At 40.1% G+C, this 21,426-nt stretch carries 17 protein-coding genes; 10 read left to right on the plus strand and 7 right to left on the minus strand.

Annotated elements, in window-relative coordinates:
* Nucleotides 1-64: 64 nt before the first annotated feature.
* The 5 genes from iscU (at nucleotide 65) to fdx (ending at nucleotide 3,683) form a co-directional block, all read left to right on the plus strand.
* Entirely contained in the window at nucleotides 65-451 is a 387-nt protein-coding gene (gene iscU / locus FTT88_RS01400) for a Fe-S cluster assembly scaffold IscU (RefSeq protein WP_078188667.1), read from the plus strand.
* Nucleotides 452-488: 37 nt separating this feature from the next.
* On the plus strand, nucleotides 489-809 hold the full coding sequence (gene iscA / locus FTT88_RS01405) for an iron-sulfur cluster assembly protein IscA (RefSeq protein WP_078188668.1): 321 nt from the start codon (nucleotides 489-491) through the stop codon (nucleotides 807-809).
* Nucleotides 810-913: 104 nt separating this feature from the next.
* On the plus strand, nucleotides 914-1,429 hold the full coding sequence (gene hscB, locus FTT88_RS01410) for a Fe-S protein assembly co-chaperone HscB (protein ID WP_078188669.1): 516 nt from the start codon (nucleotides 914-916) through the stop codon (nucleotides 1,427-1,429).
* Between the two features lie 39 nt (nucleotides 1,430-1,468).
* Nucleotides 1,469-3,328 (plus strand): Fe-S protein assembly chaperone HscA, encoded by a 1,860-nt coding sequence (gene hscA, locus FTT88_RS01415; RefSeq protein ID WP_180004650.1) that lies wholly within the window; start codon nucleotides 1,469-1,471, stop codon nucleotides 3,326-3,328.
* A 16-nt stretch (nucleotides 3,329-3,344) separates the two neighbouring features.
* On the plus strand, nucleotides 3,345-3,683 hold the full coding sequence (fdx, locus tag FTT88_RS01420; RefSeq protein ID WP_078193483.1) for an ISC system 2Fe-2S type ferredoxin: 339 nt from the start codon (nucleotides 3,345-3,347) through the stop codon (nucleotides 3,681-3,683).
* A 172-nt stretch (nucleotides 3,684-3,855) separates the two neighbouring features.
* Here fdx and FTT88_RS01425 read toward each other — a convergent pair whose 3' ends face one another.
* The 5 genes from FTT88_RS01425 to aspA form a co-directional block, all read right to left on the minus strand.
* Nucleotides 3,856-5,322: an adenylate/guanylate cyclase domain-containing protein gene (locus FTT88_RS01425; RefSeq protein ID WP_180004649.1), complete on the minus strand. Its 1,467-nt coding sequence runs from the start codon at nucleotides 5,320-5,322 to the stop codon at nucleotides 3,856-3,858.
* A gap of 61 nt (nucleotides 5,323-5,383) precedes the next feature.
* Nucleotides 5,384-5,818: an HIT domain-containing protein gene (locus tag FTT88_RS01430; protein ID WP_067762788.1), complete on the minus strand. Its 435-nt coding sequence runs from the start codon at nucleotides 5,816-5,818 to the stop codon at nucleotides 5,384-5,386.
* Between the two features lie 223 nt (nucleotides 5,819-6,041).
* Complete coding sequence (gene mfd / locus FTT88_RS01435) at nucleotides 6,042-9,509, minus strand: transcription-repair coupling factor (protein ID WP_180004668.1); 3,468 nt, start codon at nucleotides 9,507-9,509, stop codon at nucleotides 6,042-6,044.
* A gap of 179 nt (nucleotides 9,510-9,688) precedes the next feature.
* Nucleotides 9,689-10,045: a hypothetical protein gene (locus tag FTT88_RS01440; RefSeq protein WP_078193486.1), complete on the minus strand. Its 357-nt coding sequence runs from the start codon at nucleotides 10,043-10,045 to the stop codon at nucleotides 9,689-9,691.
* A gap of 335 nt (nucleotides 10,046-10,380) precedes the next feature.
* Nucleotides 10,381-11,829, minus strand: a complete 1,449-nt coding sequence (gene aspA, locus FTT88_RS01445; RefSeq protein ID WP_180004648.1) for an aspartate ammonia-lyase — start codon at nucleotides 11,827-11,829, stop codon at nucleotides 10,381-10,383.
* Between the two features lie 423 nt (nucleotides 11,830-12,252).
* Between aspA and putP the strand changes: the two genes are divergently transcribed.
* A complete protein-coding gene (gene putP, locus FTT88_RS01450) occupies nucleotides 12,253-13,755 on the plus strand; it encodes a sodium/proline symporter PutP (protein ID WP_180004647.1) in 1,503 nt (500 codons plus the stop codon).
* A gap of 60 nt (nucleotides 13,756-13,815) precedes the next feature.
* Here the strand turns inward: putP and FTT88_RS01455 are convergent, their stop codons facing one another.
* A complete protein-coding gene (locus FTT88_RS01455) occupies nucleotides 13,816-14,310 on the minus strand; it encodes an Lrp/AsnC ligand binding domain-containing protein (protein WP_078188676.1) in 495 nt (164 codons plus the stop codon).
* A 133-nt stretch (nucleotides 14,311-14,443) separates the two neighbouring features.
* Between FTT88_RS01455 and putA the strand changes: the two genes are divergently transcribed.
* The 4 genes from putA (at nucleotide 14,444) to FTT88_RS01475 (ending at nucleotide 20,473) form a co-directional block, all read left to right on the plus strand.
* Nucleotides 14,444-18,175 (plus strand): trifunctional transcriptional regulator/proline dehydrogenase/L-glutamate gamma-semialdehyde dehydrogenase, encoded by a 3,732-nt coding sequence (gene putA, locus FTT88_RS01460; protein WP_180004646.1) that lies wholly within the window; start codon nucleotides 14,444-14,446, stop codon nucleotides 18,173-18,175.
* 229 nt (nucleotides 18,176-18,404) lie between these two features.
* Nucleotides 18,405-19,487 (plus strand): tRNA (uridine(54)-C5)-methyltransferase TrmA, encoded by a 1,083-nt coding sequence (gene trmA / locus FTT88_RS01465; RefSeq protein WP_180004645.1) that lies wholly within the window; start codon nucleotides 18,405-18,407, stop codon nucleotides 19,485-19,487.
* Between the two features lie 252 nt (nucleotides 19,488-19,739).
* Nucleotides 19,740-19,964, plus strand: a complete 225-nt coding sequence (locus FTT88_RS01470) for a hypothetical protein (protein WP_168378613.1) — start codon at nucleotides 19,740-19,742, stop codon at nucleotides 19,962-19,964.
* Nucleotides 19,965-20,224: 260 nt separating this feature from the next.
* A complete protein-coding gene (locus FTT88_RS01475; RefSeq protein WP_078188680.1) occupies nucleotides 20,225-20,473 on the plus strand; it encodes a hypothetical protein in 249 nt (82 codons plus the stop codon).
* A gap of 56 nt (nucleotides 20,474-20,529) precedes the next feature.
* Here FTT88_RS01475 and FTT88_RS01480 read toward each other — a convergent pair whose 3' ends face one another.
* The gene (locus FTT88_RS01480; RefSeq protein ID WP_257222540.1) at nucleotides 20,530-21,306 is read right to left on the minus strand and encodes a phosphodiester glycosidase family protein; all 777 of its coding nucleotides are present in this window, start codon (nucleotides 21,304-21,306) and stop codon (nucleotides 20,530-20,532) included.
* Nucleotides 21,307-21,426: the final 120 nt, after the last annotated feature.

Here is a 21,426-nt window from a genome sequence, read left to right on the forward strand (position 1 = left end):
TTGATTAACGTAATTTCACCCCCATATTAATCTTAAGGCTGACCCCGAGGTTTGGAGAAGCGTCATGGCTTATAGCGAAAAAGTAATTGATCATTACGAAAACCCTCGTAATGTTGGTGTTTTAGACAAAAATGCAGAAAACGTTGGTACAGGTATGGTCGGTGCACCAGCTTGTGGCGATGTTATGCGTCTACAGATTCAAGTTGATGACAATGGCGTAATTGAAGAAGCTCGCTTCAAAACTTACGGTTGTGGTTCAGCAATTGCATCTAGCTCATTAGTAACAGAGTGGCTAAAAGGCAAAACTCTTGATGAAGCTCAAGCAATTAAGAACATTGATATTGCAACTGAACTTGCACTTCCACCAGTAAAAGTACACTGCTCTGTACTTGCTGAAGATGCAATCAAAGCTGCTGTAGAAGACTACCGTAGCAAGAAAGTAAAAGCTTAATTGTTTACGTGTTTTAAAAAAGATTAACGGAGTTTTCATGATTCATTTAACTGAAAATGCTGCAACTCATATCAGCAATTACATCAAGAATCGCGGTAAGGGTGAAGGCATTCGCGTTGGCGTGAAAACTTCTGGCTGTTCTGGTCTAGCTTATGTACTTGAGTTTGTCGATGATATTGACACGCATGACCAAGTATTCGATCAGTTTGGCGTAAAAGTATTTGTTGACCCAAAAAGCTTAGTTTATCTTGAAGGTATGGAGATGGACTATGTGAAAAATGGTTTAAACGAAGGTTTCGAATTTAATAACCCAAATAAAAAAGGTGAATGTGGCTGCGGCGAATCGTTTACGGTTTAAGCCTTTTCCACGCTCCTTTTTCGCATTAAAACAGTGTAAAATTCACTGTTTTAATTGCATTTAAAGCAACACTTTTTGCACCTCTATTGCGGACACCATCTCCCATGAATCATTTTGAGTTGTTTAACTTACCTGTAGCACTCGATATTGATTTAGCAGTTTTAAAATCTGAATTTTTAAAGTTGCAGCAACAATATCATCCAGATAAAGCCGAAGACAAAGATCTAGCCCTGATAAAATCTAGTGAGATTAATCAAGCATTTAAAGCTTTATCCAATGTTGATAGCCGCGCTGCATATCTTTTAAGTCTCAAAAAACAAGATTATCACCTTGATCAATCGATTAGTGATTTTGAGTTCCTACAAGATGCCTTAGAAATTCGTGAACAGTTAGATGAGGCAGGCTCTGCTGATGACCTCACTTCACTTAAAACTGAAGTTCAGCAATGGATTGACGGTTTGGTTCGTGAATTCAAGATTGATTATGACGACGAAGACTGGGCTGAAGCACGTGATACCGTACGTAAATTACGCTTCTTCCAAAAAGTAATGGCTGACATCGATAAAGCTGAAGATCGCTTCTTAGACGACGATAGCTTTGATTTAGACGATGATTTTTAATTTATTTTTTATATTTGACGTTCAAAGGATGTAACACACATGGCTCTCTTGCAAATTGCAGAACCTGGTCAATCAAGTGCGCCGCATGAACACCGCATCGCAATTGGTATCGATCTTGGGACTACACACTCTTTAGTAGCCACGGTACTTTCTGGTAAAGCGAAAGTGCTTAACGATGAACATGGTCGTGTGTTACTCCCTTCTATTGCACACTATGGCGAATCCACTACGCAATATGGTGACGACGCAAAGGCATTCTTAACGACTGATCCTAAAAACACCATCGTTTCTGTAAAACGCTTTATGGGTCGCTCTAAAGCAGATATTAAATTCCAACACCCGTACAACTTAGTCGGTGAAGGGAATGAAATGCCTGCTTTTGAAACTGCACAAGGTCGCAAAACACCCGTTGAAATTTCTGCTGAAATTTTAAAACAACTCAAAGACCGTGCAGAAAGCAGCTTAAATAATCCAGTAAATGGTGCCGTCATTACTGTGCCTGCCTATTTTGATGAAGCACAGCGTCAAGCAACGCGTGATGCGGCTCAGCTTGCAGGTTTAAATGTACTACGTCTATTAAATGAACCGACTGCTGCTGCAGTGGCTTATGGCTTAGACCAAGACACCAATCTTGCACATGATCAAAACTATGTGATCTATGATCTGGGTGGTGGTACTTTTGACGTTTCAATTTTACGTTTCTCTCAAGGCGTTTTTGAAGTTCTAGCAACGGGTGGCCACACGGCGCTTGGTGGTGATGACCTAGACCGTCTGATTGTAAAATGGGCAAAAAAACAACTGAATATTGGAACTTTAGATGATGCTGAATATGCACATTTCATCGTTTCTGCTCGTAAAGCAAAAGAAGCTCTAACCGAGGCTGAATCTGTAGTGCTTAAAGTTCTTGATCAATCATTGACTTTAGACCGCCCTACTTTTGAATCCATCATCAAAGTTGCTTTGGATAAAACTATCAGCGTTTGTAAACGTGTCATGCGTGATGCCAAGCTTGAACTCAGCGATATTCAAAATGTGGTATTGGTCGGTGGTTCTACCCGCTCGTATGCTGTACAAAAAGCTGTTCAAGATGTCTTCAATCAAGAACCACTCTGCACAATTAACCCTGATGAAGTTGTGGCCATTGGCGCCTCGATTACAGCGAACCAGCTTATTGGTAACTCTAAAGATGGTTCATTGCTTTTAGACGTCACACCGCTTTCTTTAGGTTTAGAAACCATGGGCGGTTTGGTTGAGCGCCTTATTTCGCGTAATACAGCTATTCCAGTGGCTCGTCGCCAAGAATTCACAACCTATCAAGATGGTCAAACAGCGATGTTGATTCATGTTGTACAAGGTGAACGAGATCTAGTTGAACATTGCCGTAGTCTAGGTCGTTTCGTGCTTCGTGGTATTCCACCGATGACTGCGGGTCAAGCGCGCATTGAAGTGACTTTCCAAGTTGACGCAGATGGTTTACTCACGGTGTCTGCCAAAGAAACCACTTCTGGTGTGCATGCCCAAATTGACATCAAACCTTCTTATGGTTTATCTGATGCCGACACTGAACGCTTACTGATTGATGGTTATAAGTTTGCTGAAGAAGATAAAAACTTACGTCATCTTCAAGAAACCAAAGTGGAAGCAAAACGTGAACTTGAAGCACTTGATCAAGCACTTAAAGTGGATGCTCAACTTCTCAGCCAAGAGCAACTCAGTTCCCTCACTGCAGCACGCACTGTTTTAGATGCTGCACTTGAAACGACAGATATTAAAGCTATTGAACATGCTGTAGAACAGCTTAAAATACATAGCGATGCATTTGCTGCAGCTCGTATGAATCAGCACATTGATGCCGCATTGAAAGGCACAAAACTCGATGACTGGTCAAACTCAAATTAATTTATAGGTCAAGATTATGCCACGTATTAAAGTACTGCCTCACGCAACAATCTGCCCAAACGGCGCTGAGTTTGAAGTCGAATCAAATGCTAACCTTTGCGAAAGCATGTTAAAAAACGGCATCAAAATTGAACATGCATGCGACATGTCTAAAGCATGCACCACTTGCCATGTGGTTGTACGTAAAGGTTTTGATGGTCTAGATGAAATGGATGATGTCGAAGCAGATCTTCTCGATCGTGCTTGGGGGTTAGAACCAGACTCTCGTCTGTCATGCCAAGTAAAAATTGAAGATGAAGATTTGGAAATTGAAATTCCTAAATACACCATCAACCATGCTTCAGAAAATCATTAATTTATAGATAATTTTCTATAATTAAAAAGCCAGTTTATCGTAACTGGCTTTTTTATACATAAATGTATTCAACATATCAAAAAAGAAGACGTTTTGATAAAAGCATGAATTGTGTTCTTGTTTAAATTTTACGCGATACGATTAGATCTAATTTTATAATGTATATGTGAAATTAAGAGTGAGATTCAGTTTTTTTGACTTCTTCGATCACTTCGTCTTCTAAATTCAGTTTTACGATACCAGCAGAGTTGGTCATTTTTTGCTGAGTTTGTAAGCGTTGAATCATACGTTCTAAAACATGTATTAGTTCAGGATATTCAAAGTTTTGTACTTCATCTAAGTTCAACAATAGATTAAAGCCTTTATATTCGTAGTCAAACCACCGCTGATAATCTGTTTTCTGCGAGGTGTATTTTTCCATCACTTGCCAAGTACGTACTGGGCCTTTGATGCCTTTTAAGAAGATCGGTGCTTTAGGTGCACATAAATAGTCATTTTTCACTAAATGATGCGTATCGTCTGAAATCAAAATTTCATCGACTTCAGCCGCACTTTGCAATCGTGCAGCCAAGTTCGCATCACGACCAACGATGGTATACGCCATACGGTGAGCTGCACCATAGTTCCCAACGTGGCAATACCCTGTAGAAATACCCATACGAATATGTAACGGCGGATAACCCATTTTAATCCAACGTTCACGCAGCAACTTCATTTGCTGACGCATGACCATTGCCATCTCTAAACAAGTTTTTGCATCTTGCTCTACGCCTTGGCTATGTGGATCACCAAAGAAGATTAGAATTGCATCCCCCATAAATTTATCAACAGTCGCTTCATACTGTTTGGCAATCTCAGTCATATGACTCAAATAGTCATTGAGTAGAAATGCTAAATCGTCTGGAATTAATGTTTCAGAAAGCTCAGTAAATCCTTGGATATCGGAAAAGAAAATCGTTAACTTTTTACGTTTATATTCGATTTTAGCTTCAGACTCACCTTTCATAATCGATTGCCAAAGTTGCATAGGCGCATAACGACTCAGCTGATTGGCGAATTCCATATAACGATTCATCTGATCATAATAGTGGTTCTTTTTATTACTCAGAGACTGAACTTGGGTGTGTTGATAAAAAGCCCCTACGCTGAAATATGTAATTAAGCACAGAAAGCCAAGAACGGTTAATTCACTGCTGGTCGACTCAAAATACTCTTGAAAACCAAAGACATAAATATTGCATAAATAAAATACAGTGACGCCAACAATCCCTGCCAAGGACATCATTAAGAAATTGATCTTGTTATAGATTGTTGTGTATAGCAGCGCAAAGACCGCAAGAAAGGTTAAAACAAGACTTAAATGTACCGCAGACATCAGTACAGCAATAACTATGATATCGATCAGAAACAGCACATTGCGTTTAGTTTGATTGCTATATCGATAAATTAGCCAATGGGAAAACTTGGGAACAACTAAAATCAGAAAAAATAAAAATGCAGGAATATAGATTTGATAATGCGTATCTGGTTGGGTGTAGTGATAGACAACAATCACCAAAGACAGCATGATATATCCCATCAAACGATGAAAATATTCAAACTGTTTAGGCTCTTTGCTGATTAAATTGTCTAACGGCACTCGATCGCCCCCATACGGACACTCATTCTTCTACTATCCTGATATTGTCCGTAAATCGGGATTAGTCCATACGCCAATCGAAAGGCATATCACCTTGACCACGTAGTGCAAGCATTAGTGTTTGGCGCATGTGTGCCAAGACATCATTGTTATAAGGAACTGCTGGCGTACCCCAAACTGGTTTCGGCCAAGCCACATCATTTTGATAACGAACAACATGATGAAAATGTAATTGTGGAACCATATTACCCAATGCAGCTACATTCATTTTGTCTGCACGGAATACACGTGACAATTGGCTTGATAACCAGCTTGATTCACGTAAAAACTGCTCTTGGTCTGCCTGACTTAATTCATAAAGCTCTGTAATTCCCGGAACACGTGGAATCAAAATAAGCCACGGGAATTGCATATCATTCATCAAACGACATGTTGACAGAGGAAAGTCGCCTACATAAAACGTATCTTGAGCAAGTTGTGGATGTAAACTAAACATATCTTTATAAATGATGCAAAATTAGAATGATGGCTAATACTATCACATCCTTATGGGTGTGAATATTCTGTACAGAACGTTTCATTACAAATAAACTGCATTTGAATAAAACGTTGCGTGCTTATGACTCTAATAAATTTTTCAAAAAAATCAAGCGTTTCTTCTATATAAAAAACACTCATGAAAATCTACTCATTCTAAACAAGCAATTTATACGCCAAATCTATTGATTTGGCGCCAATTCCTTCAGCAAACTGTCTAATAAGTCATTTATAAATTGAATGCGTTTGTCATATTCTTCGAGCATGACCATCACTTTTAGACGCTGTCCACCTTCCATTCGGAAGAAAGTCGGATGCTTTTGCATCATTTGAATGATCGATATGGCTTGAACTGGTGTATCTGGTGAGAACTCAATACTGCCGCCATGTGAACTGATATCAATTTTTGTGATACCCAATTGTTCCGCTTTTAAACGCAACTGATGGACAGAGAATAATTGCTTGACTGCTTGCGGCGGCAAGCCAAAACGATCGATCAACTCCATACGAATGTTATCGAGTTTCTCTTGAGTATCCGTATTACTAATGCGTTTATAGAACAATAACCGTTGATGTACATCACCTAAATAATCATCTGGAATTAAGGCTGGCATGTGCATGCTAATTTCAGCCGTTAATGACAATGGAGAGTCAAAGTTAGGCGTTTTACCTTTTTGAATGGCTTTGGTGGCTTTTTCAAGCATTTCCATATACAGGCTATAACCGATGGTTTGCATTGAGCCACTTTGCTGTTCACCCAGCAACTCACCTGCGCCACGAATTTCTAAGTCTTCTGTAGCCAACATGAAGCCCGCACCCAAAGTCGATGCACGAGAAATGGCATCTAGGCGTTTTTCAGCATCACCCTTTAAGCCTTTGAGCGAAGGTACAAGTAAATAGGCGTATGCTTGATGGTGCGATCGACCGACACGACCACGTAATTGGTGCAACTGCGCAAGTCCCAGTTTATCTGCACGCTCAATCAAAATGGTATTGGCGTTTGGCACGTCAATCCCAGTTTCAATAATGGTTGAACACACCAGTACGTTATATTCTTTGTGATAGAACTGTTGCATGATTTGCTCTAGTTCACGCTCACGCATTTGACCATGTGCTACCGCAACTCGGGCTTCAGGAACCAATTCACGTAGAGTTTCTGCCGTACGTTCAATGGTCTCCACTTCATTATGCAAGAAATACACTTGCCCACCACGTAACAGTTCACGCAAGATGGCTTCTTTGATCGAATCTCCAGTATGTTCTTGCACAAAGGTTTTCACAGCAAGACGACGTGCAGGCGGCGTTGCAATAATAGATAGATCACGCATACCACTAAAAGCCATATTCAGCGTACGTGGGATAGGCGTTGCAGTTAGCGTCAGCATATCTACATCGGCACGTAAGGCTTTAATTCTCTCTTTATCACGTACACCAAAACGATGCTCTTCATCCACGATCATGAGGCCGAGATTTTTAAATTGCACACTTTCCTGCAAGATTTTATGTGTGCCAATCACGATATCCACTTTGCCTTCTGCGAGGTCTTCAATGGTTTTGGTATGTGATTTTGATGAACCAAAGCGTGAAAGGACTTCAATACGTACAGGCCAATCCGCGAAGCGATCTTTGAAAGACTCGTAGTGCTGCTGCGCCAACAACGTGGTTGGAACAAGTACAGCCACTTGTTTGTTATTTTGTACTGCCACAAATGCAGCACGCATAGCTACTTCTGTTTTACCAAAACCGACATCACCACAAACCAAGCGATCCATCGGCTTCGCTTGTTGCATGTCATAGAGTGTCGCTTCAATAGCATTGGCTTGATCTAGGGTTTCCTCATAGGCGAAGCCACTGGCAAACTGCATATAGAGACTTTGATCCAGTTCAAATCCATAACCCGGTTTCGAGTGACGACGGGCTTGAATATGTAAAAGTTCTGCCGCCACATCATGGATCTGCTCTAAAGCTTTGCGTTTGGCTTTAGACCATGCATCTGTGCCCAATTTATGTAATGGTGCTAGATCTGGGTCACCACCGCTATATCGGCTAATTAAATGCAGGTTTGTCACAGGGACATACACTTTAGCTGCATCGGCATAGTCTAACTGCAAAAATTCATGGTCTTGCTCATCGATACTCAAGGTAATTAAACCTGCATATCGCCCCACACCATAATCAATATGAACCACTGGTGCGCCAATACTTAGCTCGGTTAAACTACGAACTAGGAACTCTTCTGATACTTCCTGTTGGCGTTTACGACGACGTTGAACCACACGGTGTTCATAAAGCTGATTTTCAGAAATTACACTGAGCTTGTCAGTTAACAATAAACCACGATCTAAGGGCGCATTGGTGATCGCAATCGCATGCATAGAATGCATAAAATCATTAAAACTTTCGACCGTCGGGATATCACCCAAACTTGGACGCAATGCATCTTTTAAAGTTTCACGTCGACCAGCGCTTTCAGCCACCAAAAGCACTGGATAATTTGCCGCATCGATATATTGCTTAACAGCATAAAATGGCTTTTCACGTTTTGGATCGACAGGTAAACGGGGTGGAATCTCAGCTACAAGATTGATCACGCCATTGCGTTCATCAAAAGCCTCAGGCGAAGCCACAATACGACGGCAGAGATTTAATTGTTCTAAAACCTGATTTGGTTGTAGGAAAATCTGCTCTGGCGGCAAAATCGGTTGGTCGACATTATGACGGCGGTCTTCATAACGACGCACAATATCCGACCAAAACTGAATCAATGTGTCATCAATAGCTTTATCTGTAATGACAATGCCATTCTCTGGTAAGTACGAAAACAGGGTACTTTGCTCTCTCATGGCATGTTCAGAGAAGAACAACGGAAAATAAAACTCAATACCCGGTGAAGCTATGCCATCTTGTACATCTTGATAAATTGGATTTTTCTTTGGATTTGCTGTCGGAAAATTTTCCGCATATCGATCACGAAACAGTGAACGCGCTTCTTTTAATGGAAATTCTTTTGCAGGTAAAACCGTAAAATGATCTAAATTTTGGGTGGTTCGCTGAGTTTCAGGATCAAAGAATTTGAGGGTATCGATTTCATCATCAAATAAGTCAATACGAATCGGTGAACTTTGTCCCAAAGCGTAAATATCCATGATGCTACCGCGTACTGCAAATTCACCATGATCATAAACAGTATCCACCAAGTGATAACCCGCTTGTACTAATCTTAATTTTTGTTGTTCTATATCAAATTTTTGACCCACTTTAATATCAAAGTGTTCACCTAATACCCAAGATGCCGGTGCAACTCGCTGCGCTAAGGTTGTTGCCGAAATCAACAACACGCCTTGCTGTGGCATATTGGACAAAATCGCCAAGCGCTCAGAAACGATGTCTTGATGTGGCGACAGCCGGTCATAAGGTAAAATTTCCCAATCTGGGAAAATAGTCGGCTTAATTCCGTAAAATTCCAGCTCACTTTCTAACTGCCCGAGATGCTGATTATTACGTGCTACAATCACAAACAACTGTTTCGATTGTTTGCTAATTTCTTTAAATAATAATGCAGCAGATGAGCCTTGTAAGTTTCCGACCCACCGCTTTTCGCCAGCTTTGAGCTGTTTAAGATTGAGTTGTGAAATTTCTTGCTGGAACATGATGTAAATAGCTTTTAATGTTTTAATCACTTGGTGATCATATTAACACGATGCTTTTTACATTCCGAGATTTAAGCAACTATATACAGTGTTTTAACCAATATGGATTTGCGATTGTATTTTCTATTGATGAGTACCATTAATGCACCCATCAAACTCAAACACTGCAGTCCATTCACTTACTTACGATCACGGATGAATTGACGATAATAATCATTCAATAGTTTGACATAGAGTTTAAACTGCAACAGATTTTCTTCAGTATTGCCTAATCGTGCAACAAAGCGTTGACTTGCAATTTCCAAGTCTATTTTTTCATTGATAATCATTGCAGTTGCATAGAGCTGTTTTAAATCATCGAAATTTGTCATTTTTCTATTCGACAGATATTCCATACGTTCAGACAATGTATTTAAAACTACGCCTTCAATGATATAGCCCTGTGTTTCATCATATTGAATGTGGTGTTGTTCTAAGTAAAGTTGCTCAGGCGACTCTTTAGCGCCTTTGAATAAATCGACTAACTTATTAAACATCTGACTATCTACAACATGATAAAAAACCTATTGTACTTCGATTACATCCTTTTTTGGGCAAGTTAAAGTATTTCTGACTTTATCTATGCGCTAAATTTTTCATCCAAACCTTCATGACTATATATAGAACTATAATTACGATCTTAAGCAAATATAGCGTTTTATTTTCAACCCAATACTTTCTTTTAGAAATCTAAAACATCACTGCCATCAGATTAGTTTTCTAGATTTACCACTGATTTCTTCAAATAAAAAACGAAGGATTAACCTTCGTCATTTACTCATCATGGGGCTATTACTCATCATGGGGCTATTTAAAAGTCTTAAATAAGCATTTAACTCACTTGAGCGAGTGGCATACTAAATGGTGTCACTTCAGAAACTAGATTTTCAATCGAGAAAATTTCATCCAATTGACTTACAGTTAACAGCGCTTGCTCTAAAACCACTTGGCGAATGGTTTTATTTTCGGCAATACATTGCTTACCGATTTCATCACATTTTGCATGACCTAAATATGGATCGAGTAAGGTCACGATTCCTACACTACGCATCACAGCATCAAAACATGCTTGCTCATTTGCCTGAATTCCTTGGATACATTTGCTATCTAATGTTTTTACGGCATTCACCAAAAGCTCAATCGATTCATTCATGGACAATGCAATGACCGGCTCCATGACATTTAATTGTAATTGCCCTGCTTCTGCGGCTAAAGTTATGGTTAAATCATTGCCCATCACTCGAAATGCAATTTGGTTGACCACTTCAGGGATCACAGGATTGACCTTTGCAGGCATAATGGACGAACCTGCTTGTAACTCAGGTAAACGAATTTCCGCTAAACCTGTTCGTGGCCCCGAACTTAAAAGACGTAAGTCATTACAAATTTTAGAAAGTTTGACAGCTAAACGTTTTAAGCAACTCGATAATAAAATAAATACGCCACAATCGCTGGTTGCTTCGACATAGTCTTCTGCACCTTGCAATTTTAAACCGGTCAAATGAGCTAGATTTTCAACGGCCTTCGCTGCATAACCCGCAGGAGAATTCACGCCAGTACCAATTGCCGTCGCACCTAAATTAATTTCCAATAAAAGCTGTCGATTTTGCTCAATCAACTTTAAATCTTCTTTTAATAATGTTGCAAATGCTCGGAACTCTTGCCCCAAAGTCATCGGAACAGCATCTTGTAACTGTGTACGCCCCATTTTGATGACATGTTTAAACTCATCAGCTTTAACATGTAAGCTTCCGATAAGTTGATTTAGCACTACAAATAAAGCATCAAAAGCACTATATGTCGCTAGACGCAGCGCTGTTGGATAGACATCATTGGTCGATTGTGACTTATTGACATGGTCGTTTGGATGAATTCGTTGATAACTACCTTTTGCATCTCCAAGTGATTCAAGGGCAATATTGGCAATGACTTCATTGGCATTCATGTTAATAGAAGTGCCTGCTCCACCTTGATAAATATCAATTGGAAATGAATCTGCCCATTGTTCAGGATGATCAATCAATGCATCACACGCCTGCTGAATCGCTTGGCGAATATCATCTTGTATTAAGTTAAATTGATAATTGGTTTCTGCTGACGCTTTTTTTACCTGAGCAATAGCGCGTACAAAGTTTAAATTTTGTCCGACATGCTGCTTTGATATTTGAAAGTTTTCGATGGCACGCAATGTATGTATACCGTAATAACATGACTGCGGGACTGCTTTATCCCCCAATAAATCATGCTCTATTCTCGTTTTTTCCATTTGAACCGTTGTCACTGCGCATTCCCTCTAATTACGCACCAAGACTGTGCATACCTCATATTCGACCTGTTCAAATCATCTCACTACAGATGATGTGATGCACATTTGCAACCAAATATTTCAAATGCACATTTCTTGTTCAATATGTAACATTGTGTAATTTTTACCTAATTTCATTAGTTCTCTTTTTGTGATGAAAAGTCTTAAGTAGATTTACATTTCAAAATTTAAATTCCCTTCTGTACAACATTTCAGCAGCACAATAAAAAATTAGATTTGTAATAAGAAAAAATATCATTTACGCAAAACATACATAAAATATGCTTAAAGGTTACAGAGTGTAATTTTTAAATCGTGCTTGAATCTGCGACTTACGACAGAAGTACAAATTTTCATCTAGGACAGAGATGATTTGCTTTCATTAAGGATGAACTGCCTATGAGCCATTTAAACCCGACATTAGTCACCTTTATTTTTTATATTCTTGCAATGCTTGCCATTGGTTTGTATGTCTACAAAGCTACGCATAACTTTGACGAATACATTTTAGGTGGACGAAGTTTAGGAAGTGTTGTGACTGCACTTTCAGCAGGTGCATCCGACATGAGTGGTTGGCTACTCATGGGTCTCCCTGGTGCAATTTATCTATCTGGTCTTTCCGAAGCTTGGATTGCAATCGGCTTAATTATCGGTGCTTGGTTGAACTGGTTGATCGTTGCTGGTCGCTTGCGTGTTCATACCGAATATCAAAATAATGCCCTGACCCTGCCCGATTATTTCACGAGCCGTTTTGCAGACCGTAAAAAGATTTTACGTATCATTTCAGCTGTAGTGATTTTAGTGTTCTTTGCGATTTACTGTGCTTCTGGCATGGTGGCTGGCGCACGACTTTTCGAAAGTTTATTCGGTTGGAACTACACAACAGCACTGTGGATTGGTGCAATTGCAACCATCAGCTATGTCTGTATTGGTGGATTCTTAGCGATCAGTTGGACCGATACTTTCCAAGCGGGTCTGATGATCTTTGCACTGCTGATCACACCGATCATCGCCTACCTTGCTTTAGGTGATAACAGTCAAAATCTTGCTGCTGTTTTGGAAACAGCTCGCCCACAAGCTTCTAATTTATTTGAAGGTTTAAGTACAGTTGCGATTTTATCCAGCATCGCGTGGGGCTTAGGCTATTTTGGTCAGCCGCATATTTTGGTTCGCTTTATGGCAGCCGATTCTGTTAAATCCATTCCGAATGCACGTCGCATTGGTATGACATGGATGATCCTATGTCTAGGCGGTGCTGTAGCAGCCGGTTATATCGGTATTGCTTACTTCCAAGTTCACCCAGAACTGGCAAGCGTCGTTAATGCCAACCCTGAAACGGTATTTATGGAATTGACTAAAATTCTATTCAATCCGTGGATTGCAGGGATTATTTTAGCCGCAATTTTAGCTGCGGTGATGAGCACACTCAGCTGCCAGTTATTGGTGTGTTCAACCACCTTGACGGAAGATTTGTACAAAGGTTTTATTCGTAAAAACGCATCGCAAAAAGAATTGGTTTGGATTGGACGTGCGATGGTCTTGGCAATTGCCGTATTTGCAATCACCTTTGCAATGAACCCTGCAAGTAAAGTTTTAGGCTTAGTGGCTTATGCATGGGCAGGTTTCGGTGCTGCATTTGGCCCGCTGATTATTCTTTCATTGCTGTGGAAACGTATGACGCTTAACGGAGCAATCATTGGCATGATCGTAGGTGCTGTAACTGTCATCGTGTGGAAAAACTACTTAGGCCACCTTGGTTTATACGAAATCATTCCAGGCTTTATTTTCTCTGCAATCAGTATCGTTGTCGTGAGCTTATTGGGCAAAGCACCAGAGGCGGATGTGGTTGAACGCTTTGAAAAAGCCGAAGCGCAATATCAAAAAGAAATGTCTGAAATCTAAAATTTTTGACACTAAAAAGGGGCTAAATGCCCTTTTTTATACTCAATTATTGATGATTAGCTACTTCGGCCGAGCCGCAGGTTTCAGCTTAATTTGCATACTTTCTTTGATTACTTCCATCACAGGATAACTACGCGTTTCCTTGATACCAGGTAATTGCCAAAGCACCTGCCCTGAAATTTTTCTAAATTCTTCCATATTTGCGCAGCGTATTTTCACCACAAAATCAAAACCACCGCTGATCATGTGACATTCTACGATTTCTGGAATTTGACGCACTGCATCCGAAAAATCTTCCAATACATTGGGTGTGGTTTTATCTAGTAAAATCTCCACAAAAACCACAAATCCATTGTTGAGTAAGACCGGATTTAAACGTGCTTCATAGCCTAAAATAAAGCCCTCTTTCGATAATTTTTGCACACGTGCCAACGCCGCAGTGGGTGATAAATTCACCATTTCCGCAAGCTTAATATTGGACAATTTTCCGTCTTCTTGCAGCAGCTCTAAAATTCGAATATCTATACGGTCTAAGCTCAAATATGGGCTAGTCATCTGAATTTTTCTCTAAATATTATTAAAACTATAGTGAGTTATTCGCTAAATATTCTGTGATGATAAATTAAATAAAGGATCAAGCTCAAGATTTATTTGCTCGTCATAGAACTTTGACACGGAAAATTGAAACATGAATGGAAAAGTATTTGAAGTCACGGGAAGCGATGACTACATCACTGAATTTAAAGAAAAGAATAGCTTTGAACAATCGATTAATACAGCATGGCGTCGTGCTGAAACTGAGTGCATTGAAAACTTATTAGCACACAGTGAAATCCCTTCCCCGATCAGCGATCAAATTCAACAATTGGCTTTTGACTTAGCCCATTCATTACGTGAACGTAAAAGCGGTACAGGTAAAGCAGGCATTGTGCAAGGCTTGCTACAAGAGTTTTCATTGTCTTCTCAGGAAGGCATCGCGCTCATGTGTTTAGCCGAAGCGCTACTCCGTATTCCAGACAAAGCAACACGTGATTTACTGATCAAAGATAAAATCAACCAAGGTAACTGGAAAGATCATGTTGGCCAAAGTAGCCTCATGTTCGTAAATGCTGCTGCTTGGGGATTAATGCTGACGGGCAAACTGATGGAAACCCCTCAACAAAAAAGTCTGTCTAGCCTACTCACCGGTATTTTAGCACGCAGTGGACGTGGCATTATCCGTAAAGCTGTAGACGTGGCTATGCGTATGATGGGTGAACAGTTTGTTACAGGTGAAACCATCAATGAAGCGCTTAAACATGCAGAAGTATTAGAAGACAAAGGCTTCCGCTATTCATATGACATGTTAGGTGAAGCAGCATTAACTGAACCTGATGCAGAACGTTATTATCAAGACTATACCGATGCGATCCACGCGATTGGTCAAGCCTCTGAAGGTAAAGATGTTTATAACGGTGCAGGTATTTCGATCAAATTATCTGCCCTACACCCACGCTACCAACGCTCGCAGATCGATCGTGTACATAACGAGCTTTATGGCAAAGTGCTTGAACTTGCAGTATTAGCCAAGCATTACAATATTGGTCTAAACATTGATGCCGAAGAAACTGACCGCCTTGAAATTTCATTGGAACTACTTGAGCGCCTGTGTTTTGAGCCTAAATTAGCGGATTGGAAAGGTATTGGATTTGTGATTCAAGCCTACCAAAAACGCTGTTTCTATGTGGTCGACCATATTATTGACCTCGCTAAGCGTAGCCAAAAACGTTTAATGATTCGCTTGGTGAAAGGTGCATACTGGGACAGCGAAATTAAGAAAGCGCAAATTGAGGGTATGAGTGACTATCCTATATTTACGCGCAAAGTTCATACCGACCTATCTTATATTGCATGTGCTAAAAAACTCTTGGCTGCACCTGAGCAAATTTATCCTCAGTTTGCAACACACAATGCGCAAACTGTTGCTACGATCTACCAATTAGCACAGCCAGAGCTTTACTATCCAGGCCAGTATGAATTTCAGTGCCTTCACGGCATGGGTGAACCCCTCTATGAACAAGTGGTGGGTTCGAAATCTGACAACAAACTGGGTGTGCCATGCCGTATTTATGCACCGGTGGGTAACCATGAAACCTTATTGGCCTATTTAGTTCGACGTTTACTGGAAAATGGTGCGAATACCTCTTTCGTCAACCGTATTGCAGATAAAAATTTAAAAATTGAAGATTTAATTGAAAATCCAAGACAGACGATATTAGCGGCTGCTGAAAAAGAAGGTGTGACTGGCGCTAAGCATCCATCCATCCCATTTCCGCAAGATTTGTATGGCTCAGAACGTCGCAACTCAAAAGGACTCGATTTAGCCAATGATCGCGACTTATCTCAGCTCAATACCACGGCAGTACAGCATGCACATACCCAGTGGCATGCTAGTGCAATGGGCGCTAATTTAGAAGAAATTCATACTGCAAGTATCAACATTACAAACCCTGCAAACCATAGTGATGTGGTCGGTAGTGTCAGCGAAGCCAGTTTAGAACAAGCGGAAATCGCTCTCAATAATGCGGTAAATGCCCAAGCTTCATGGAAAACTTTAGACAAAGATCAGCGTGCAGCATGCTTAAACCGTGCGGCGGATTTGATGGAAGCACAATTGCAATCTCTGATGGTGTTGTTGTCACGTGAAAGTGGTAAAACTTATGCCAATGCTATTGCTGAAGTCCGTGAAGCTGTAGATTTCCTACGTTATTATGCAGCTCAAATAATTGATCTAGCAGAGAATACGCAAATTGAACCCCTAGGTACTGTGCTGTGCATTAGCCCATGGAACTTCCCGCTTGCTATTTTCACAGGTCAAATTGCTGCAGCCTTGGTTGCAGGTAATACCGTGATTGCCAAGCCTGCTGAACAAACGCCTCTGATTGCTGCTCAAGCTGTACATATTTTATGGGAAGCAGGTGTTCCCTTCGATGTATTGCAACTTCTCCCTGGCCGTGGCGAAACCATTGGGGCCAAACTCAGCGCGGACTCACGTGTCCAAGGCATCATGTTTACAGGCTCAACCGAAGTCGCACGTATCTTGCAAAAAACCGTGGCACAGCGCTTAAACCAATTTGGCGAAAGTGTAGTTTTGATTGCTGAAACTGGTGGTCAAAATGCCATGATTGTTGACTCATCAGCATTGACAGAACAAGTGGTATTGGATGTCGTTAACTCTGCCTATGACAGTGCAGGTCAACGCTGTTCTGCCCTGCGTATTCTCTGTGTGCAAGAAGATAATGTGGACGTAGTCCGTACCATGTTACAAGGTGCGATGAAGCAACTTCGTGTCGGAAATCCTGCACTTTTAGCAACTGACATTGGCCCAGTGATCGACCTTGAAGCACAACAAAATATTGAAAAACATATTGAGAAGATGCGTAGCAAAGGCTATCCCGTACATCAAATCATGTTTAATGCTGATAGCAATGCGTTAAGTACGGGAACTTTTGTTGCACCAACTTTAATTGAACTTCCACATTTAAATGATTTAGAACACGAAGTTTTTGGGCCAGTATTGCATTTAATCACCTACAAATATGGTGAGATTGAAAACCTATTAACGCAAATCAATGCCAAAGGTTATGGTTTAACCATGGGCTTGCATACACGTATTGATGACACGATTCAAAAAGTTATCGGTCATGCAGAAGTTGGCAACCTATACATTAACCGTAATATTGTAGGCGCTGTGGTTGGTGTACAACCTTTTGGCGGCGAGGGCTTATCAGGTACTGGTCCAAAAGCGGGCGGTCCTTTATATCTTTACCGTTTAATGCATCAAGTTTCTGAGAAAAAACTGGCTACACCTTATGCGGCTCAGGCAGAAACGCAAGCTACACACTTCCCTGCATATGAAGCTTTTAACACTTGGGCGAAGCAGCATTTTTCAGGCATTGCGATTCAAGCACCGCAGGCCATAGCCGCTGGACAAAGTTTTGAGCTACAAGGCCCAACCGGTGAAAACAACCAATATGCCATTTTGGCACGTAAGGGTGTGCTTTCATTGGCTAACAATGATGCAGATCAACTACATCAAATTGCTGCGATTTTATCGGTAGGTAGTCAGCCTGTGGTACTTGCAGACAATACTTTTGTGTTGAAACACTTAAATAGTATGCCGAAAATTCTCGTGGACCAATTTAAAGTGATCACGGATATTTATCATGGGAATTTTGATGCAGTTTTACATCATGGTGAAAAAGGTGAGTTATTAAAAATTCAACAAGTCATCGCGTCTCGTGAAGGTGCAATTATTGGCATTACGCATTTAGCTTCAGGCCAATATGACATCCCTGTAGAACGTTTCGTGATTGAGCGTGCAATCAGTGTCAATACAGCGGCAGCCGGTGGTAATGCTAGCTTAATGACAATGAATTAAACACTGAATTGAACTCCAACTAATCAGTTCCTCACTTAGCTCAATCTTTATGAATGTTCCATAAAGATTGAGCGTTTTTTTAACTTCCCCTCGATAAAAGTTCTGTTTAGCGTATTCAGATTCATCTTCTCTACAGATAAATACAGCCAAAAGTGGAATTAATTTAGTCTTATAAGGTGAATTTTGCTAACATGACTTTTTTTAATATGTTTGCGATTTTTTACTGCATATGACTTCAACTTATCAGCAACAACTTGATGCCAAAGTTGCCCGCATTACGGCTCAATTTTCAGAATACAACCCTCCCTCTTTAGAAGTTTTTCCTTCTGCTGAACAAAACTTTCGTATGCGAGCGGAATTCCGAATTTGGCATACTGAAAATGATATGTTCTATGCAATGTTTGAACGCAATGCAGACAATGAAAAACAAGTTGTAGAAATTAAAGATTTCCCGATTGCAGATAAAAGCATTAATGACTTAATGCCAATATTATTAAATGAACTCAAGGCACAAGAGATCTTATCGAGCCGTTTATTTGAGGTTCATTTCTTGGCAACGCTGAAAGGCGAAATGCTGGTTTCATTGGTTTACCGCTGCCCGCTCAATGCTGAATGGGAAATAGCTGCCAAAGCCCTATCTGAAAAGCTCAATATCAAGATTTATGGTCGTAGTCGTGGTCAGCGCGTGATTTTAACTGATGACTATGTGGTTGAAGAACTCCAAGTTTTTGACCGTAAATATCAGTACAAACAAATTGAAAGTAGTTTCACTCAGCCAAATGCCGGCGTATGTCAAAAAATGCTGGAATGGGCATGTCAGGCTGCCGATCACTCTGATAAAGACTTACTTGAGCTTTACTGTGGTAATGGTAATTTCACACTGCCTCTTTCAACACGCTTTAATCGCGTTTTGGCAACAGAATTAGCCAAGTCTTCAGTCTATGCCGCACAGTGGAATATTGAGCAAAATGGCATTGATAATATCCAAGTGGCTCGTCTATCAGCTGAAGAGTTCACCCAAGCCTACAATGCTGAACGTACATTCCGCCGCCTTGAAGAAGCTGAAATTGAAATTACGAGCTATAACTTCAATACAGTATTTGTCGATCCACCGCGTGCAGGTATCGATGATGAAACACTAAAACTGTTGCAACGTTTTGAACGCATTATCTATATTTCATGCAACCCAGATACTTTGCATGACAATCTCAAACTACTTTCACAAACGCATAAAATCAGCAAATTTGCCTTATTTGATCAGTTCCCTTATACACACCATGTAGAGTCTGGCGTGTTTCTTGAGAAGATTTAAACAAATTATTTCAAGTCATGTTGCTGTCATAAAAGGAGCTTTCTAAAAGCTCCTTTTTTATATTCTAAAAAAGCTTTATTTTCTCGTCACATGCATATTTATGAACAGCTTTAAGAACAAATAAGTTAAAGATTTTAAAAGTCTAATCGAAAAAATGATGATTCAAGTGGCTAAAATTTCACTTTAGTAGTCTTGCTTTATTTATTGGATTGGTTATATTTCGTCCTATGTTAGGTCGCAAATGAAGGCTCTATGAGTTTTTGGCATAAGTTGTTCGCTAATGAACAGCAAAACGGGCATAAGAATCAAATTGCCTGTGTTGAAAATGATTGCTCTTGTAAAACCAATGAACAGCTTATTGCTGCTCTTACAAAGGCAACGGATGAAGATGTTATCCTCGGTATTAAAAAAGTACTCGCTTCGCGCGGTTATAGCCGTAAGGAATTAAATGAAATCCAGCATCTACCTCTACAGTAGAGTCTGAACATTCAATGTTCAAACAAGGCATTCTGTTTTACAGAGTGCCTTTTTCATTTTTAGTCTAATCAAAAGTATGCCGCTTATTTACAGATCAGGTTTGTGGATTGGCCACATCACTATTTACAGCTTTTATGCTATGCTCCAAGGCAAATCAGTAATGTCTATTTTTAAACACACGACAATAAAACCTAATATTGCATCAAATAAGAGGCAGATGACCTCTAAACAGCATTGATATAAAAATTAAAGGAATGAACATGAATAAATTAACAAGTTGCCTTATTGCCTGCTGCATACTTAGTCTAAGTGCTTGTAGCCAAATCCCCAAAGAATGCGAAGAATCTTGGGATAAGCTCGAAGCCCTATCGAAACAAATGGGCTTAAACGAAGAACAAATCAAAGAACAGAAAAAACAGTTTGAAGAAAGTATTAAAAAACAATCTAAAGAACAAGCCATTCAAATGTGCCAAACCCAAAGTACCTTTTTAGGTTTAGTCGGCAAATAAACAGTTGTTTCTATCAATCTAAACACTGTACAGATGAAGCCCGATTATTCGGGCTTTTATTGTTTGCATTGAGATCCTGTTGTATACGCTACAATTGGCCCTAAAGGTTTTAAACTCGAATCATGTCTATTCAACGCTTGGATATCTGCACTAGACACAGATCCATCTAAATACAAGGCATTGTTAATCGATAATTGCTGCTTAAAATATTGTGCAAATGCATAAAACGACACGCCTTCACGACTGATCACAAAATACAACTTGCCGTTTTTGATCCCCACACCATTGCGGATTTTCAATGAATCTGACTGTGGGATAAAGTTTGGATTGATTTTTCCATCTACCACCAGCATTGGACCTGACTGCGTTGCATAACGTGCCTTAAAATCTGTGGAAGCATATTTTTGTGTGGTTGATATCACCGCTTGCTTGCCATTCCATGCTAGAACACCATTCGGCTGAATTAAAAAATTACCAAAGCCTCGTGTTGCACGATTCAAGGCTTTTTTCTGCACTCCATTTTCAACGTATAGACCAACAGGTGCTAAGTCTGCATGATACATCCCGGCATTCATTGCGAAGTTCATCGTATTACACTTACGCGCTAATACCTGCTTTAGTCGCTGTAGGTCTTGATATGGCTGCTGCTGTGTATCATATAAATAGAGCTTCAGTTGACTCAGATCGGAAATTTCAACCACATCCACGGCAATAGGCTGACTGACACGTTTCGCTTGAATATTGGCATAGGAAATACTCGGTGAGAAAATCAGACCGAGCAGCATCATAAAGCGCATTTTTTTAAACATTGAGGTTAATTGAAGACCAAGCATGACCCTATCCATAGCGCACGTTAAAAATCGAACAAATTTTAGCTAAATCATCGCTAAAATAGTCGATTAATTCACAGATTAAAAGTAGACTAATCTTTAAAAATAATTCGGATTTAAAGT

The sequence above is a fragment of the Acinetobacter sp. YH01024 genome (genome assembly GCF_013420195.1).
In the GTDB taxonomy this organism is placed as follows: Bacteria; Pseudomonadota; Gammaproteobacteria; order Pseudomonadales; family Moraxellaceae; genus Acinetobacter; species Acinetobacter amyesii.